Consider the following 16,589-nt stretch of genomic DNA (forward strand, 5'->3'; position numbering starts at 1 on the left):
GTTAGAAACCAGTAGCCACCAGACACAGATTAAGCCTAGCAAAGTTGGTTAATATTTCAACAACCCCTTGGTTAAACTGCGACCAACTTAACACAATTTATTACATTTATAGGCAATTAGCGCTATTCTGAGTTACCTTATATAGTTAAAGCTTATTCTAAGTACTTTAAGCTATCTATCTGTTTTTCAATCCTTTTTGTCGATATTGGAAAGGCTGTTTTAATACCTTGGGCAAACAAGGAGATCCGGAACTCCTGCAACATCCAGTAGAGTTCATCCAGAGCATTCGAATAAGCTTTATTATGCGGCGATTGTTCAAGTTTATTGACCCGTTGCTGGATCCTCTGAAATTCTTTAAGGCAGGTGGACTCGCGAGGAAAGTTCACCATCATACGTTCGAGTCGCTTATCCAGTGCCGTTAAATAACGTTGATAATCTCTTAATCGTTCAACACCGTGCTGATAAATACAACCTGTGTACCATAGGGACTCCAGCTGCTGACGAATATCCAGGTACGACTGTAAATATTTTGGCTCGACCTTCTCATAAACCTGCTTATTGATCGCTTGTGTTGTTCGTAATAACGACAATATCAACGACAAATTATCATTCATTCGCTCTGTAAATATTTTTGCGAACCGTTGCTTAGCGACTTTAAACGTCTGTTCCGATTCAATTGGAGCATCGGGTAAACAGTCTTTGGCAACGGCCATCGCCAAATCTTCAACCAACGCCGGATAACCGTCTATCAAGATAGCCAGTTTGGTCAACTCGTTTCGATGTTGCCATGAGCGTAAAAAATACTTCAGCTTTTTATCCTGACTTAGCAACAGTAATCGACATAGGCCTCTTTGATGAGTTTGCTCAGCGACAAAACGGGACTCGCACCCAACTCGTTGGACATAATCTTGATTGTCCTCCAGAGCCTGCAACAATCGTGTTTGTTGTCGGTTATTTGTATTAACCACTTCAAGCTGAAATTGATAGCCTGCTGGCCACTCGGTTAATTTTGTCGGTTGTTTAACCGTTTTATGGGCTGTTTTTTGGCTTTTATTGCCAGCACTGTTAACTTGCTCTGTCGATAGTTGCAATGCGGCTTTTACATTGTCACTTAAGAACTGTTGTAAATCGCTCAACTGCCGCCCTTTTTTTATAGGCTGTTTACCTTCTGCAAACACTTTAAAGTTTGGCGTTAAATGGCTGGGCAACTCCAGATTATTCCAGTAATCAAGATCAATTGAGCGGCCGGATATTTGATAAAGTACAGTCGCTAACTCTTGAAAAAAGTCACCTTTGCCAAAATTATCTTTCAGTCGTTCATAACAGGCCGATGCGAATTCCGGTGCCGGGATAAAGTTTTTACGGATAGACTTGGGTAAGGCTTTTATGGAACAGAGTATTTTTTCTTGCAACAGACCGGGAACCAGCCATTCAAAATCCGCTGGCTTAAACTGTTTTAACATGGGTAACGGTAAGCAGATGGAAACGCCATCATCAGGATGTCCCGGTTCAAAACGATATTCCAGTTTAATCTCGGTATCTCTGATGACCAGTGTTTTCGGAAAGGCCGATTCATCCAGTTCAGCTTCCGGATTTAAAATATCCTGCTCGGTTAAAGTTAATTGCTGATTACGGGCTTTCCAGTCTTTTTTTAACCAACGCAATAATGTTTTTAAATTAAACACCTGTGACGGCAGCCGTTGGTCAAAGTAGTCAACCAGTTCTTCATCCGTTTTAATAATATCGGTTCGACGTTGACGGGATTCTTCGTCCCGAAATTCATTTAATAACGATTGATTGATACTTTGAAAAGGCGCATTGGTATTAAGCTCTCCATCAATAAAGCCCTTCTCTATTAACCAGTTTCGACTCAGTGCTGGATCTTGTTGACTGTAACCAACCAGTCTATTGGCCACATAAATAAGTCCAAACAACGATTTTTGCAGATACGCGCAGGCCTCACCTTTTTTCTTACGCCAGTGAGGATCAAGATAACTGACTTTAGCGATATGCTCGGCACAATCTTCAATCCAGTCTGCTTCAATAGGTGCCGTTGCACGTGCATAAAGTTTGCCCGTTTCAATTAACTCTGCCGCCAGCATCCACTGTGATTTTGTTTTAAAGTTAACCGACGATGGATGAACGTAGACTTTTGTATTTCTGGCCCCCTGATAATGCGCCTCATTGGTTTTTGTTAAAACGTTGGTAATTAAAGCTGGTAGCAGTGCCCGGTGGATCTGCTCATAATCCGCCGGAGCTTTATTCAGTTTATGACCAGCTTGCAACATTAACTGTTTTAACTGACGAAATGTATTGCGCCAGTCAAGCCAAGCAGGAAAGTTTATAAAATGGGTAGCGCAATAATCTTTAAACTGCCGGTTTGCCATATCTTCCTGCAATTTATGCAAGCCATTCCAGACGTTTAAAAAGGTTATAAAATCTGACTTTTTATCGTTCCACTGTTCATGGGCTGAATCTGCTTTTTGTGCTTTATCGTGCGGCCGCTCTCTGGGATCGCGCACACTGTATAAACTGGCTATCACCAGCATTTCTTTCAGTGCAAACTCGGTTCCCGAACACAACATAACCGCCAGCTTCGGATCAACGGGCAGCCGGGCAATTTGCCGGCCGATTTTGGTCAGCTTAAAATCATTGTCCAAAGCCCCCAGTTCAAACAGCATGTTCATGCCATCACGCCAGTGTTTTTCTTCGGCATTTTCAATAAACGGAAACGTTTCTGGCTGATCAATGCCCATGGATTTCATTTGCAAAATCACCGACGCCAAATTTGTTCGCTTAATTTCTGGCAGGGTAAACGCAGATCGACTGTCATAATCGTCTTCCGAATAAAGCCGAAAGCAAATACCCGATGACACACGACCACAGCGCCCTGCCCGTTGATTGGCACTGGCCTGTGAAATTTTTTCAATTTGCAAACGTTGAATTTTACTGCGCATACTAAAGCGACTGATCCTGGCTGTTCCAGGATCAATCACAAAACGAATACCCGGTACCGTTAACGAGGTTTCAGCAACATTGGTTGCCAATACAATTTTCCGACCTTGTAGTGGCTTAAATACTTTTTGCTGATCACCAATACTTAATCTGGCGTACAAGGGTAAAATGTGAGTTTGGGATAAATTTAAACGCCGCAGCTGACGTGTTACCTGACGAATTTCCCCTTCACCGGGTAGAAAGATCAAAATATCACCCGGACCTTCTTTACAGGCTTGCTGTACCGCGGTTCTAATTTGCCACAGTTCAGGTTCTTCACCGTGGGGGATTTCCATGCTGTCAGCAGGCAAATAACGCATTTCAACCGGATAAGTACGACCTTTAACTTCCAGTACCGGTGCATCGTCGAAAAACTTTGAAAAGCGTTCAACATCGATTGTTGCCGATGTAATGATAACTTTTAGATCTCGACGCTTTTGGGTCAAATTCTTTAAAAGCCCTAATAAAAAATCAATATTAATGCTGCGTTCGTGGGCTTCATCAATAATGATAACTTCATAACGACTGAGAAATGGATCTTGCTGAATCTCGGCGAGTAACATGCCGTCCGTCATTACCTTCAGGTAACTTTGCTCAGACACTTTTTCAAAAAACCGTACACTCACACCAACATCCTGACCCAGTTGTGTGTTGACTTCTTCGGCTATTCTGGAAGCAACAGACGTCGCCGCAACACGTCTAGGCTGAGTGTGACCTATGAATCCCCGACCACCGTATCCGGCCTTAAGACAAATTTTTGGTAGCTGAGTCGTTTTACCACTACCGGTTTCGCCCGCTATTACGACAACCTGATTTTGCTGAATCAACTTGATAATCTTTTCAGACTGCTCACTGACGGGTAATTGGGCAGGAAAACTTATGGTGGGTTTATGGCTATCGCGCTGTGTTTTTAAATGTTTTGAGGAATCAAATAATTTTTGTAATGACTGCTCAGCCGATTGAGTATCTTTGTTACGCCGTTTTAGACCAGCGATTTTCTTTTTCAATCCTATTATTTTGCCAGCATCACGTGTCAGACACTCAAGAATATCAGTAGAGGAATTATTAGACATTGTATAACCGTAAAATCCAGTATCGAATATAAGTCTGTTAGTGAAAGAAACTGCAAATTAAAAAATTAGCGTGAGAACAAATCGGTAATAACAGGATTAGTAAGTCGAACGATATTATATCAATTGGCAAAAACGAAAAAAGCCTGTTTGCCATAAACAAACAGGCTTTTATGGAAATTATTAAAGCTTAATCCCAGATTTCGTGGGGCTTTAATACATCAGCCATAAACTTTGCTACTGGTTTGATAAAATCTTTATCTTCCCAATAACCATTATGACAAGCAGGATTCCATGACGTCGCCGGATTACCCACGTTAATCTCATAATCACCTGCAACGGCTTTATTATAAGATTCATTAATACCTTTTAATGGGTAAGCAACAATATCGTCTTTATCATAAAAGTTTAACCAGCGTGCGCGTTCTGCAAAATCTTCTGGAAGCGCATCACCCGCCACTTTTACTGGCTGGTGTAACTCTTCGTGGTGACGAACATAAATTGCCAGAGGACTACCAAAAGTAACGTAACCAACTAAATTTTGCATAGATTCAAAGTTAGAAGTCTTTGGCGTCGTATTTCGCATTTCTCGAATATAATCTTGCATAATGATTGATCCGAATGAATGCGCCAGCACTATCAATGGTGTTTTTTCTTCATTCACCCGACGATGACCGGCAAACTCTCTCAAAGAATCGGCAACACGATTTTGCACTTTCGAGTAAAGCCTGGAACCTTTATGGTACGCCAACCCTGACCCAAGATAATCGATAAACATTTTTCGAGTACCTTCGTAGGCCAAATCATTTTTGTAATTAATGCTTTTGTAAAACTCTGACAGTTCATCTTTGATGGCATCTGCCCAGTAAATTTCTTTGAACATTAAATCATCTTCAAGTCGACCTTCACCACCGGCGACATATTCTTCAATGATTCGATGCTTAAGCTCAACTGAAAAATGTTGGTCTTCAGTGCTCATCCCGTGAATGATTGCGACCGCAAGCCTTTTCATTATGTCCTCTCTATCTTTATATTGCGATTTGATAGGCTAAATACTCGCGCAAAAACAACAAGATATCAAGATTAATCAGACGGATAACGAAAAAAACTTAATTACAGATTGAGTAAATATATAGGAAATTGAGTGTTCAGAAATTTGGAAAGAGAGAAGGAAAATGGCGGAGCGGACGGGACTCGAACCCGCGACCCCCGGCGTGACAGGCCGGTATTCTAACCAGCTGAACTACCGCTCCGCTTAGGTACCCCTTGCGAGGTGGGCGCTATAATACGTATAGCCCTTAGGCCTGTCAACAAACTTTTTTAAATTTTTTAACATTTAAAATCAGTCGATTAAATGCTGTTCAAACTGATTATTTAAACATCAAATTCTGGGCTAATTTGTCTGATTTTTGTGCTTAAAAATAAACACAAGATCACGATTTATTTTGATCCGACTCTTCCATCTCATCGCCAGACTCTTCAAACGCATCTTCCCAGCTAGGATCATCCGAACCACTTTCCTCCTGAGTACCTGCATCATCATCGGCTTCGCCTGTGGATATATCCTCTAACGGCATTGAATCTAAATCAGAGACATCATCGGGCTCATCTTCGGTAGTCGCATCCATTGGAGCAGCATCCGAAGAGCTGTCGTCAGATTTGGCACCAGAAAATGATTCCATAGCCGTTAAAATTTGCTCAACCGACATGTCCTTTTTCGCTATATCTTCTCCAAACATTGATGAATACTCGGCAAAAATATTGTTTAAGGTGGTTAAAGTTATATGAACTTCCTGTTTCAGACTTTTGGACTCTTGCTTTAACGCTTCAATTTGAGCCTCTTTCGCCTCCAACTGACTGTTAAGGGCACTGGTATCAGAGCTGGCGTCAGACTCTTCCGGAGCAGGTTTCGTTGCTGAGCCGACGGTTAGATCATGGTATTTCTCGGTGATCCGGGACAACTCTTCATCCAGCGACGCTAAGTTTTCAACGTCTTTGTTTAAGACACTGCTTACAAAGGTACGAAAGAAAAACTTTCGTTCTCGTATGATATCCGCCGAATGCTTTTCTACGGCTTTCTCATCAAGGCCTAGCTTTTCATGCAAAAACCGTTGGGTGGCTTCTTTTTGCACAGGTTCGTTATCTTTTACATTTAAGATCAGCTCCCGCATGGCATCTTTATATCGAGACTGACCTCTAACCAATAAAACAATGAGTAGAATAGAAACGATTACAAAGGGCAGTACGATTTCCACCACCAGTAACCAGCTAAACCATGATTCATTCATGAACGATCTTCCTCCGGCGAATCATTGCCTTCTTCGTCTTCAAATAATTCTTCTGCAAGTTTTTCCGAACTGCTGCGCGACTTTTTCCGCAGCATTCGCCAACCAAACCAACCCAGTGCCACTAAAGCCACATTGCCAACAAGTCCCAGGCTTAGCCATAAAGTCCAATTAACCGGTTCTTTTACCGGCTCTTTTACTGGTTCATCGGCAGTCTCATCGACTTTTTCAGGAGTGGTAACTTCTGGCTCTGCAGTAGTTGGCTCTGGTTCAGTTTCTTTAACCGGTTCTTCTTTGACCGGCTCTTGTTCGACAGGCGTTTCCGGCGTCGCAAACCCTTCCAGCGGCTCGGCTTCAAACTCAACCACGGGCATTTCACTGCTAAAACTTCGACCAAGAGGAGAATGCCCTCTTGCCGTTAGCTGAACTTTATAGCGACCACCTTTGGGGAATTGTTTTAACTCAATTGCTTGGGGTGTTTGCCAGTCACTGAAAGTAATGAACTGACTGCTCTCATCCGGGTAGGTGATTTCGGTGGCTACTTTAAGGCTCGATAAATCGAGAACGTCTTCAGCCACTCGTAGATGTATTTTATGAGGCTCGTTTTCCTCGTAAGATAACTGAAGGTCTGTTTCAACCGGATTGCCGTAGATATTGACGGCATGGGTACGACTTCGCTCAAATGTTGGACTTTTAACGGTCAGTTTAATTTCAAGTACGCCATCTTCTTCACCTGCAAAAAACACCTGACGAAAAGTACCCGTATCGTCCCGCAGTAATGGTGTGTTTTGAGTTTTGCCTTTGTAACGAGTCTCGAGCTTTGCATCAACCAGCTGTAAAAAGTCTGGCTTGGTAATAACCTGACCATCTTCAATAAGCTTTACGGAATAGCTGATTTGTTCGTTTGCCAATACATTATTGGGAATATCACTGACTTGCAGCCCAAGCTTACTCACCACCATTACCCGGTTATCCGGATCAATTGCAGCATCTATCTGCCAATCTCCGGGCTGTGGGTTTTCAATGGTGATCAAGTCATAGGCGTTGGTGGAAAACCAGCGTAATCCTTGCTTGTCACTGTTTTTATCCAGCGTCGCTGTAGTAGGCTCAACCAATCGTGTTGGCTCACTGTCTTTTTCGCGAAACACCAGTAAGGTCATTTCTTCAACACTGGCATCAACCTTAAAGGTATTATTGTCCAGCGGCAGGCTGTCTCTGGGCGTTGCCTGCTCAAATATTTTAAGGAATACCCGCTGTAAATCTTCTGCATTTGAGACTGATTGAAACCAGCCATCGGTTTGATTGGATAATTCTGATAGCAGCTCGCTATCCGCTTGTTCAGATAAAGCAACGGTATGAATGGTTACGCCGGCATTTTTAAGTCTTGGTAATAACACATTTAATATTCTTTCTCGCTCAGCCTTATTTTTTGCCGCATCTTTCGATATATCGACCATTCCGTCGGTTAACAAAATCATGCTTCGGGACTCAGAATCATCGGGTTTATTCCAGTCCCAACTGGATTTGCCCATAGCGTCGCCGATATTGGTAAACAGTCCTGCAGAATTTATTTTGTCAGCGGCTTTGTTGGCATTAGCTTGCCACTGACTGTCGACTTCCTTGATAGGTACTAACATATTGACGTATTTACCAAACGCCCAGACGCCAGCTTCCGAGCCTTTAGGCATCAGGTTGGTAATAATTTTTAACGCCGGGATCCGTAAGTTTTCAGGATCATTTTTTTTCATGCTGCCGGAAATATCAATTAACACGCGCACATCAGAACGTTTCTGTTTGTCCGCTTCCGCTGTGTAGGCGAATTGATGTAAACAAAGAAGCACTAGTGCGATAAACGCAGTTCGTTTGCCTGGCATTCTGGTTTTTATGGCTCGGCTTTGTGACATATGCACACCCGCTATCGTGATAAATGCGTTTTATTGACTGGTGGCACCGGATTTAGAGCGACCGATTGCCGATTGTTGACGAATCAAACAGAAGCAATTCTGTACCACCTATCAACTTGTCTATGACAATAAATGTATCTATTTTCAGAAGTTTAGCGTAAAAATCAAGAAGTTGCTTTAACTTAGCCCGAGAAATTGAACATTTTTGCCACACCATCACATTTTGTCGAATAATTTGACGATTTTAAACATGGGCTGGTGCTAAGCCTTTGATTTAACGACTAATAGGTTAATTAGAATAGACGAATAAAAAGCAAGACAACAGAACACATTTAATTAACCGGCTCCGGCTCTATTTCTGATAATGGATCCGCCTCATCATCTTCTGGGATCAATATAGCAATGATATGCTCTTCCAGCTCAGAGGCCTTTTTCTCGGAAATCACCTTACCCCGTGCAGAGCGGTTTGCAAGATGCACTGATTCAGAGTTGCCACTGACCAACGGATGCCATTGCGGCAGATCTTGCCCTTTTGCCAACAATTTATAAGCACAGGTGTTGGGTAACCAGTCAAAACTTCTTGCTGCATCAGGGGTTACCTGAATACAGTCGGGCACCAGTGTAAAACGGTTAGTATATTGGCTACAGCGGCAGGATTGCTGATCGAAATACTGGCAACTGACATCGGTTTGATAAAACTCCCCTTCGTCGCCTTCAAGTTTATACACACAGCACTTTCCACAACCATCACACAGTGATTCCCACTGCTCTTCGGTCATGTCATCAAGCGCGGTAACTTGCCAAAATGGTTTATCCGCCATATGACTCAACCTTAGAAGTGATTGTTAGTAAATCGGATAAACTGGCCTGTAGTTTATCGCCAGGCTGTAAAGCAGCTACGCCCTCTGGTGTACCGGTTAAAACCATATCGCCCGGCTGTAATGTGAAGGTTTGAGAAATATAACGGATTAACTCGATAACCGGCCAGAGCATTAACTGAGCCGTTGTACTTTGGCGTAACTCACCATTTATCGACAGACTAAACTCCGCCTGCTCTAACCATTTTGCCGAAGGCAGCTCAACCCAGTTTGCCACCGGACAGGCGCCATCAAACGCTTTTGCCATTTCCCATGGATGTCCTTGAGACTTTAATGTTTGCTGAAGGTCTCTTAGAGTTAAGTCCAGTGCCAGCGAAACACCGGCAATGGCAGATACGACATCATCGGTTTCATCAAGGTTAGTTAACCGTTCTTTAATCAATATCGCCAGTTCAACCTCATGGTGGCATTCCCCCAAACCAGCTGGAATGTAAACCTTTTCATTCCAGTGACACAAGGAGGTTGAGGGTTTGATAAAGATAACTGGCTGTTTGGGTACAGGATTTCCTAACTCTTTGGCGTGCGCCGCGTAATTACGGCCTATGCAAACTACCTTGCCAGCGGGCAAACGCTTAATAGAATCTATATCACTTTGATGCTGATAGTTCATTATTGGTTGATAGTTAGTTATTGGCTGACTCATTGCTGTGCTGGCTTTAACTGATTTTTATCAAGCAATTGCGACGGTGGCATTTGCAGAAAAAAGCCCTGCTCTTTAAGCTGCTGTCTCACTTCATTTATGTTTTCGCGTGCCAATGTTTCCCGTTTCTCCAAATTAACATGTAAAGCAAACTCTGGAGTGCCAAACGCTTTAAGCAATGACTCGGGCACCGCATCAAAATTATCACGCTCCATCAAATACAGGTACATTTCACTTCTTTTAGGGCTACGGTAAACAAAGGTCAACATGGAAAACTACGTCTCTTATCAAGAATACAAATTATCTATTCAGCACTTCCGGCTAAATCAGCCAAACAAGGCGTTAAGACTTCAATTATTTTAAAGGAATTCAATGTCGTCTATTGTCGCAGAAAATCAGAATCTAGAAAACTCCGACAGCTAAGCGACTTAAATCATTGGCTTTTTGCTGACTGAAAAAGTCATTAAAGGTTTCAAAAGTGGCAAAATTGAAGATCAAGCCAATATTTAAAGCTTGTTCAGGATGGTTACACTGGATAGTGGTTTACTTTGAAAGAGGACTTACATTAAAGAGGGTTTACATTAAAGACTCTTTTTTGAAAAGCGCTATCTTTGAACATCCGTTTATTCTTGAAAAATAGAGTGCAATTGTTCACCCAGGTATTGCTCTCGCAAGGAGGTCCATCCTCGGGGAGGCTGGTTAGAAAAGCCCAATAGAAAGCTCGCATAACGGCGTAATAACTTTTTACTGCAAATGACATCTGGCTCAAACCCAAGTGTTTGGGCTACCGATGCAACAACATCCTTTGCTTGCTGTAACTTATGGGTATACTCCTGCCAAAACTTAGGGCTTAATGGCGCCTTGACTTGAAGTGCTTCGTCATACGGTTGTTTTAAAATATGGATAATTGCCTCGGAATAGCGACGTTTCGAGGCTGGATGCCAGTTAGTGATATCGGGCAATCGTTGGTCGTTTAACAAGCCTTTGTGAGCCAAGGTAAACAGGACATCATTTTTCAAAACAAATGACTTAGGTACATCTCGTTCCCTTGCCAGCCGCTCACGCCACTCAACCAGATTTTTTAATCGTTGCAACTGACGGTTACTCAGCTTCCAGCCATTTTTAATATCCAGATACGCGGACTCGATATCATCAAGCTCATCAACCCGCGCAGCCAATTGCTCGCAGTCCTGAGTAACCCAACTTTCACTATTCGGCAAAGATTGAGTCAGCTTCATTTGCTGCTGATAGGCTTTGCCAAGATACAACACATCATCAATAGCGTATTGCAATTGCTGAGCACTCAAAGGTCGCTGCAACCAATCTGAGCGGGTCGCACCCTTTTCTAAGGTATGATCACAATACTTTTGGATCATTGCCGCATAACCCAAATTTAAACCATCGCCCAGATACGCAGCGGCAATTTGAGTATCCCATAAATTAACCAGACGACAGCCGAACCGGCGATACAACACTTCGCAATCCTCCGAAGCGGAATGGAACACTTTACGCAAGGATTCTAAAGTCAATAATTCGATAAACGGAGGGCAATGATCAGCCGCGACTGGCTCGATCAAATAACAATGCTGGCCATCAAAAATTTGAATAAGGGCCAGCTCCGGATAAAAGGTTTTTTCGCGATGAAACTCGGTATCTATGAACAATGCGTCCAAAGAACGCCATTGTAGAGCCAGTTGAGAAAGATCATCTGAGTGTGTCACCCATTGAAAATCAGCGGTATGAGAATCGTTCAAAATGATCCTTTCTATTTAACTGGCTTTGAACAAAAATAAAACAATGACTATCCTTCATCCCGTAATTCACGGCGCAAAATTTTACCGACATTGGATTTGGGCAACTCATCCCGAAACTCAATCAGCTTTGGCCGTTTATAACCGGTGAGGTTCTCTTTACAGTAGTCGAACAATTGGTCTTCATTTAAGTCACTGTCTTTCTTAACCACAAACAGTTTTACCTGTTCACCACTTGATTCGGACTCAACACCTACCGCGGCAACTTCAAGTACTCCAGGATGCGACGCTACTACGTCTTCAATTTCATTGGGGTAAACATTAAAGCCGGAAACTAAAATCATATCCTTTTTACGATCGACAATTTTCAGAAAACCTTTTTCATCAATGCAGGCGATATCACCTGTTAACAGCCAACCACCCTCTTTAATAACTTTGGCAGTTTCTTCCGGACGTCCCAAATAACCGTCCATCACCTGAGGGCCTTTCACCCAAAGTTCACCCGGCTCATTAAATCCTAACTCTTTCCCTTTTTCGTCTCGAATCGACACATCAGTTGAGGGAACAGGTAGGCCAATGGTGCCGTTGTACTGTTTTAAGTTCATGGGGTTAATTGAAACAGCCGGCGCTGTTTCTGTCAGGCCGTAGGCTTCAAGCAATGGCGTGCCGGTAGTGTCTTGCCATCGTTTAGCAACGGATTCCTGCACAGCCATTCCACCACCAAGGGTGACTTTTAATTGTGAAAAGTCGAGATCTGAAAAGCCATCGGTATTCAATAAACCATTGAATAAGGTATTAACACCGGTTAGTGCCGTAAATTTAAAACTGGATAACTCTTTAACGAAACCCGGCATGTCTTTAGGGTTGGTGATCAAAACATTCAGTCCGCCAAACTTCATAAAGGTCATACAGTTCGCGGTTAATGAAAAGATATGGTAAAGCGGAAGCGCAGTAATAATCACTTCTTTGCCTTCTTCAATTAACGGCTTTAACCAGGCCGATGCCTGCTGAATATTGGCCACCATATTTCGGTGCAATAATACGGCGCCTTTCGCCACGCCAGTTGTGCCACCTGTGTATTGCAGGAAAGCTATATCGTCAGCCACAACGGACACTTTGCGAAATGGCTGTTTTGCTCCGCTCGCCATTGCATCATTAAACCAGTGAAACTTTTTAATACTGTATTCTGGAACCATCTTTTTAACTTTTCGAACAACAGTATTCACTATAAATCGCTTTAAAAAGCCGCAAGAGTCACCGATGGCTGTTAACACTACATTTTGTATACTGGTCTCATCGATTACTTTTTCTAACGTAGAGGCGAAGTTTTCGACAATAACAATGGTTGTTGCTTGTGAGTCGTTAAGCTGATGCTTTAATTCGCGAGCCGTGTACAAAGGATTAACATTAACGACGGTCATACCGGCGCGCAGCACACCAAATATAGCAACCGGATATTGCAACAGGTTTGGCATCATAATAGCGACGCGCGAGCCTTTAGGCAGCTTAAGGTTATTTTGCAGATAACTGGCAAACTTGGCTGACTGTTCATCCAAATCCTGGAACGACAATGTCACGCCTAAATTGGTAAACGCCGGTTTTTGTTTAAATCGTTCGACACTTTCATCAAAAATATCAACTATCGATTGATATTGATCCAGATCGACTTCTGATGCTACATCTTCCGGATAACTCTTCAGCCAGACTTTATCCATCACCAACTCCTGTCACGTAAATGCGCATATTTGATGCGAAACGGCTGTTAAATTACAGCTCTTTAGTTTTAAGGTATCACTCAATGCTATCAGTTGCCGTTGTGGAAGGAAAGTACTTGTCCGACCAATTTGACCATACCCGCACTCCACTGGCTACTTTATAGCCAAACACCTTGCTGTGGCAGTCTTGGAAACTTGTTCTACACTTAACTCATTACCCATTAAGAGTGTGTTATTTTGTCAAAGCTATTAGTGAGCGATCTCACGATATTATTAGTTGAGCCTTCTTCTACCCAGAGCAAAATTATCATTAACAACCTCGCCGATGCGGGTGTCGAAAAAGTGGATGCCGTTTCAGGTGGCAATCAGGCGCTGGAATATTTGAAACATACGCAGCCCGACTTAATCGTCAGCAGCATGTATTTTGAAGATATGACAGCCTTCGAGCTGGTAAAATACATAAGAGAGCACGATAAACTGAATCGCTTGCCGTTTATGTTAGTGTCGAGCGAAATACGCTTTGGCCGAATTGATCCCATCAAGCAGGCCGGTGTGGTGGCTATTTTACCCAAGCCATTTGACCATGAAGCATTACAAACAGCGCTTAAAAATACCCTGCACTTTCTTGAACCCGATGAGCTTGAACTGGATAACTATGATCCGACCACCCTTAGAGTGCTCGTGGTGGATGACAGTAAGCTGGCTCGCACCTTTATTATTAAAACTTTACAAGGCTTAGGCGTTCAGAACTTTATTGAAGCAGAAGATGGACAAGCCGCCATTGATTTATTAAAACAAAACAGCGATTTTGATTTAATTGTATCCGACTATAATATGCCTGAAGTTGATGGAAAGCAGCTGGTTCAATACATTCGTTCAAATGAATTAATTTCGCATATTCCTGTTTTAATGGTAACCAGTGAACAAAACCGCGCAGTGTTAAACAATATCGAACAAATAGGTGTGTCTGCAATTTGTGACAAACCATTTGAACCGGATCACGTTAAACAGTTACTGGCGACTGTGCTCAGTTAGAAGAAGTAACTTGTAGTGACTATAAACAGAGTCCGTTTTAACTTCGCTTAGAAAATACTTTTAATAGAATATCTTCCACTGAATACTTAACTCTCGTATTTTGGAAGGGATATTTTTCTAATCTAAACTTTCTTTTTCAATAAAATCGACAATCATGGCAGCCGTTTTTTCCGGCTGTTCCATATGTACATGATGCCCGCCGGTTAATACTTTTGTTGTCAGATTATTTAGCAATTGCTTACGCGCCTGTATTGCCTGGTTATCGGCAAACAACCCTTTATCCGCTTCAATCAACAAAACAGGACAGGTAATTTTTTTCAGTAAAGGTTCCAGTTGAGATTCGGTTAACCGATTAATACTGGCGATTCTTAAGCGCGGATCGCTACGCCACTGAAAACCATTACCTTTATTTAATAATCCTCGCCGAACAACAGGCGCAATAATATCAGCGTCCATATTAGAATGACTCGCGCGTACCGAAATCGCTTGCGCTTCAGATTCAAACAAACGCAGTGATTTATTGTTAATTTTAGCTCTTTCTGCCAAAGCTTTTTGCATAAGCTCAACAGTTCCTTTGGCTGATACCGTAAGTGGCCCAAGCGCCTCTAACAAAATAAGACGTTTAACCGATTCATTAACCGAGGCCACCAGAGTTGAGGCCGCACCACCCATTGAATGACCAATAAGAGTTACCGAATCAAGTTTAAAAGCTGCAATTAAGTCCTGAATCACGTATACCAAATCAAAAAAATGGTACGCCATACCTTCTGGTAAATGACTGGAGAATCCATGCCCCGGGAAATCCAGAGCAATAACACGATACTGTTTAAAAAAAGGAATTAATGTTTCAAAGCTGGCGAGGTTATCTAACCACCCATGTAATAAAATAATCGGCTCACCATCGCTTAAACCGTATTCATGCACTGCACATTGAGTACCACAAAGAGAAAGATTATGTTGGATCACAGGTTGAGCAATACCATTGTATTTAGGATTTAAGGATTAACTAATCGGGCAATCAGTCGTGAGGATGCTTATTGACTTTTTTGATGGCTTTTATCACCTGACGTTTTGCGTACTTTTTAAGATCATTAACTTCTTCTCTTAAATTTGGCCCAGGGTTTTGTTTCTCAAGGAAATTACAGACATACTTAGCAGGCATATTATTCAGTGCAATAGCTGCAATATCCTGAATATTGACATCCGACTGATTGAAATCCTGCTCGCCAGACTGTATTAACTCGTGTATTTGTTCAAAGACGATTTCTTCGGCCAGGTTTTCCAAATCATCGTGATAATACATCTCTTTATACATAAGAAGCCCCTAGTCATAACGCATGATTTAACTTTACACCAACCACCGAGTTTAGCAACTCAAATGCTCAGTCGATTTGTACTTTAGGAAATCACCGCTTATATGGCACTTGCCATTATAGTGAACGAAATTACCAGCCCGTTAAATCCGAGTAGGATTCCGATAACTGAAATCGACCTTTTTCATTTTTCGAAACTTTACCACAGGCAATCTCAGGATCGTGGGTAAAATAGATCCAGCCATCTCGCGTGCTTAAATCACCGAGTAATGACGACTTCTCTTCAATTAAGTGCTCCGGAAAACGGTCATAGCCCATGGTAATGGGTAAGTGCACCCAGGGAGCTCCGGGAATAAGATCCGCGGCAAATACAACAGGCCCTTTCTCTGTGGCTATTTCGGTTAACATCATACCGGGGGTGTGACCATCACTGTAATGGAAGTGATAATCCTCTCCTAACAAATCATTCGAATTGCCTTCAACAATAACCAGCCGACCGGATTGTTCCAGTAGTTTATTTAATACCGGTAAAAATGAAGCTCTGTCTCGAAAATGCGGATTGTTGGCACGCTCCCAATTTGCAGCACCAACCAGATAGGTTGCATTTGGAAACAGCAACTCAGGCTCTTTATTTTCCTGATACTTTGTCAGCAAACCACCTGCGTGATCAAAGTGCATATGCGACAACACAACGATATCAATGTCTTCATGGGTTAATCCATGCTGTTTTAACGAATCCAGTAAAATATGATCATCTTCATTTACCCCAAACCGCTGTTTGTATTTGGGCTCAAAAAACGCACCAATACCGGTTTCAAATAATATATTTCGAGAAGGCTCTTTTACCAAAAGCGCGCGACAGGACAGATCAATTCGATTTTCTTCATCCACGGTTACCCAGTTTTGCCACATGGCTTTTGGCACATTGCCAAACATGGCGCCGCCATCCAGTTTTTGTGAATTACCCGCTAATGAAAAAAGTTGTTTCGTCATAAAGTATACAA

General features: G+C 42.4%; 13 protein-coding genes and 1 tRNA gene. 1 reads left to right on the forward strand and 13 read right to left on the reverse strand.

Translation table 11 applies throughout. The features are described 5' to 3' along the window. Nucleotides 1–152: 152 nt before the first annotated feature. The 10 genes from hrpA to C8D97_RS11995 form a co-directional block, all read right to left on the reverse strand. The gene (gene hrpA / locus C8D97_RS11950) at nucleotides 153–4,067 is read right to left on the reverse strand and encodes an ATP-dependent RNA helicase HrpA (RefSeq protein ID WP_109764014.1); all 3,915 of its coding nucleotides are present in this window, start codon (nucleotides 4,065–4,067) and stop codon (nucleotides 153–155) included. A gap of 187 nt (nucleotides 4,068–4,254) precedes the next feature. Then, a complete protein-coding gene (locus C8D97_RS11955; RefSeq protein ID WP_109764015.1) occupies nucleotides 4,255–5,076 on the reverse strand; it encodes an alpha/beta hydrolase in 822 nt (273 codons plus the stop codon). Nucleotides 5,077–5,240: 164 nt separating this feature from the next. After that, a tRNA-Asp gene (locus tag C8D97_RS11960) sits at nucleotides 5,241–5,317 on the reverse strand. A 180-nt stretch (nucleotides 5,318–5,497) separates the two neighbouring features. After that, nucleotides 5,498–6,352: a hypothetical protein gene (locus tag C8D97_RS11965; protein ID WP_109764016.1), complete on the reverse strand. Its 855-nt coding sequence runs from the start codon at nucleotides 6,350–6,352 to the stop codon at nucleotides 5,498–5,500. Further along, nucleotides 6,349–8,253: a vWA domain-containing protein gene (locus tag C8D97_RS11970; RefSeq protein WP_109764017.1), complete on the reverse strand. Its 1,905-nt coding sequence runs from the start codon at nucleotides 8,251–8,253 to the stop codon at nucleotides 6,349–6,351. The genes C8D97_RS11965 and C8D97_RS11970 overlap by 4 nt, the downstream gene beginning before the upstream one ends. 332 nt (nucleotides 8,254–8,585) lie before the next feature. Next, nucleotides 8,586–9,074 carry a YcgN family cysteine cluster protein gene (locus tag C8D97_RS11975; protein ID WP_109764018.1) on the reverse strand — a complete coding sequence of 163 codons (489 nt, stop codon included), beginning with the start codon at nucleotides 9,072–9,074 and terminating at the stop codon, nucleotides 8,586–8,588. Next, nucleotides 9,064–9,774 carry a fumarylacetoacetate hydrolase family protein gene (locus C8D97_RS11980; protein ID WP_245411442.1) on the reverse strand — a complete coding sequence of 237 codons (711 nt, stop codon included), beginning with the start codon at nucleotides 9,772–9,774 and terminating at the stop codon, nucleotides 9,064–9,066. The genes C8D97_RS11975 and C8D97_RS11980 overlap by 11 nt, the downstream gene beginning before the upstream one ends. Continuing rightward, on the reverse strand, nucleotides 9,771–10,040 hold the full coding sequence (locus C8D97_RS11985) for a YcgL domain-containing protein (RefSeq protein WP_109764019.1): 270 nt from the start codon (nucleotides 10,038–10,040) through the stop codon (nucleotides 9,771–9,773). The genes C8D97_RS11980 and C8D97_RS11985 overlap by 4 nt, the downstream gene beginning before the upstream one ends. 354 nt (nucleotides 10,041–10,394) lie before the next feature. Further along, the gene (locus C8D97_RS11990) at nucleotides 10,395–11,525 is read right to left on the reverse strand and encodes a ribonuclease D (RefSeq protein WP_109764020.1); all 1,131 of its coding nucleotides are present in this window, start codon (nucleotides 11,523–11,525) and stop codon (nucleotides 10,395–10,397) included. Nucleotides 11,526–11,572: 47 nt separating this feature from the next. After that, a complete protein-coding gene (locus tag C8D97_RS11995; protein ID WP_109764021.1) occupies nucleotides 11,573–13,237 on the reverse strand; it encodes an AMP-binding protein in 1,665 nt (554 codons plus the stop codon). Between the two features lie 237 nt (nucleotides 13,238–13,474). Here C8D97_RS11995 and C8D97_RS12000 point away from each other — a divergent pair, with 237 nt between their 5' ends. Further along, the gene (locus C8D97_RS12000; protein WP_109764022.1) at nucleotides 13,475–14,272 is read left to right on the forward strand and encodes a response regulator; all 798 of its coding nucleotides are present in this window, start codon (nucleotides 13,475–13,477) and stop codon (nucleotides 14,270–14,272) included. A gap of 117 nt (nucleotides 14,273–14,389) precedes the next feature. Here the strand turns inward: C8D97_RS12000 and C8D97_RS12005 are convergent, their stop codons facing one another. The 3 genes from C8D97_RS12005 to C8D97_RS12015 all read right to left on the reverse strand — a co-directional run bounded on the left by C8D97_RS12005 (nucleotide 14,390) and on the right by C8D97_RS12015 (nucleotide 16,578). Next, nucleotides 14,390–15,238 carry an alpha/beta fold hydrolase gene (locus C8D97_RS12005; protein WP_170115232.1) on the reverse strand — a complete coding sequence of 283 codons (849 nt, stop codon included), beginning with the start codon at nucleotides 15,236–15,238 and terminating at the stop codon, nucleotides 14,390–14,392. A 52-nt stretch (nucleotides 15,239–15,290) separates the two neighbouring features. Beyond that, complete coding sequence (locus C8D97_RS12010) at nucleotides 15,291–15,587, reverse strand: late competence development ComFB family protein (protein WP_109764024.1); 297 nt, start codon at nucleotides 15,585–15,587, stop codon at nucleotides 15,291–15,293. Nucleotides 15,588–15,717: 130 nt separating this feature from the next. Beyond that, nucleotides 15,718–16,578 (reverse strand): MBL fold metallo-hydrolase, encoded by an 861-nt coding sequence (locus tag C8D97_RS12015; RefSeq protein ID WP_109764025.1) that lies wholly within the window; start codon nucleotides 16,576–16,578, stop codon nucleotides 15,718–15,720. Nucleotides 16,579–16,589: the final 11 nt, after the last annotated feature.

The organism is Pleionea mediterranea (genome assembly GCF_003148745.1).
Taxonomy (GTDB): Bacteria; Pseudomonadota; Gammaproteobacteria; order Enterobacterales; family Kangiellaceae; genus Pleionea; species Pleionea mediterranea.

Excerpts from the sequence above, each read along its gene's own strand:
- C8D97_RS11995 (WP_109764021.1), bottom strand. The coding sequence starts at position 13,237 with ATGGATAAAGTCTGGCTGAAGAGTTATCCGGAAGATGTAGCATCAGAA.
- C8D97_RS11975 (WP_109764018.1), bottom strand. The coding sequence starts at position 9,074 with ATGGCGGATAAACCATTTTGGCAAGTTACCGCGCTTGATGACATGACC.
- C8D97_RS11985 (WP_109764019.1), bottom strand. The coding sequence starts at position 10,040 with ATGTTGACCTTTGTTTACCGTAGCCCTAAAAGAAGTGAAATGTACCTG.
- C8D97_RS12010 (WP_109764024.1), bottom strand. The coding sequence starts at position 15,587 with ATGTATAAAGAGATGTATTATCACGATGATTTGGAAAACCTGGCCGAA.
- C8D97_RS11955 (WP_109764015.1), bottom strand. The coding sequence starts at position 5,076 with ATGAAAAGGCTTGCGGTCGCAATCATTCACGGGATGAGCACTGAAGAC.
- C8D97_RS11965 (WP_109764016.1), bottom strand. The coding sequence starts at position 6,352 with ATGAATGAATCATGGTTTAGCTGGTTACTGGTGGTGGAAATCGTACTG.
- C8D97_RS11970 (WP_109764017.1), bottom strand. The coding sequence starts at position 8,253 with ATGTCACAAAGCCGAGCCATAAAAACCAGAATGCCAGGCAAACGAACT.
- C8D97_RS11980 (WP_245411442.1), bottom strand. The coding sequence starts at position 9,774 with ATGAGTCAGCCAATAACTAACTATCAACCAATAATGAACTATCAGCAT.
- hrpA (WP_109764014.1), bottom strand. The coding sequence starts at position 4,067 with ATGTCTAATAATTCCTCTACTGATATTCTTGAGTGTCTGACACGTGAT.
- C8D97_RS12015 (WP_109764025.1), bottom strand. The coding sequence starts at position 16,578 with ATGACGAAACAACTTTTTTCATTAGCGGGTAATTCACAAAAACTGGAT.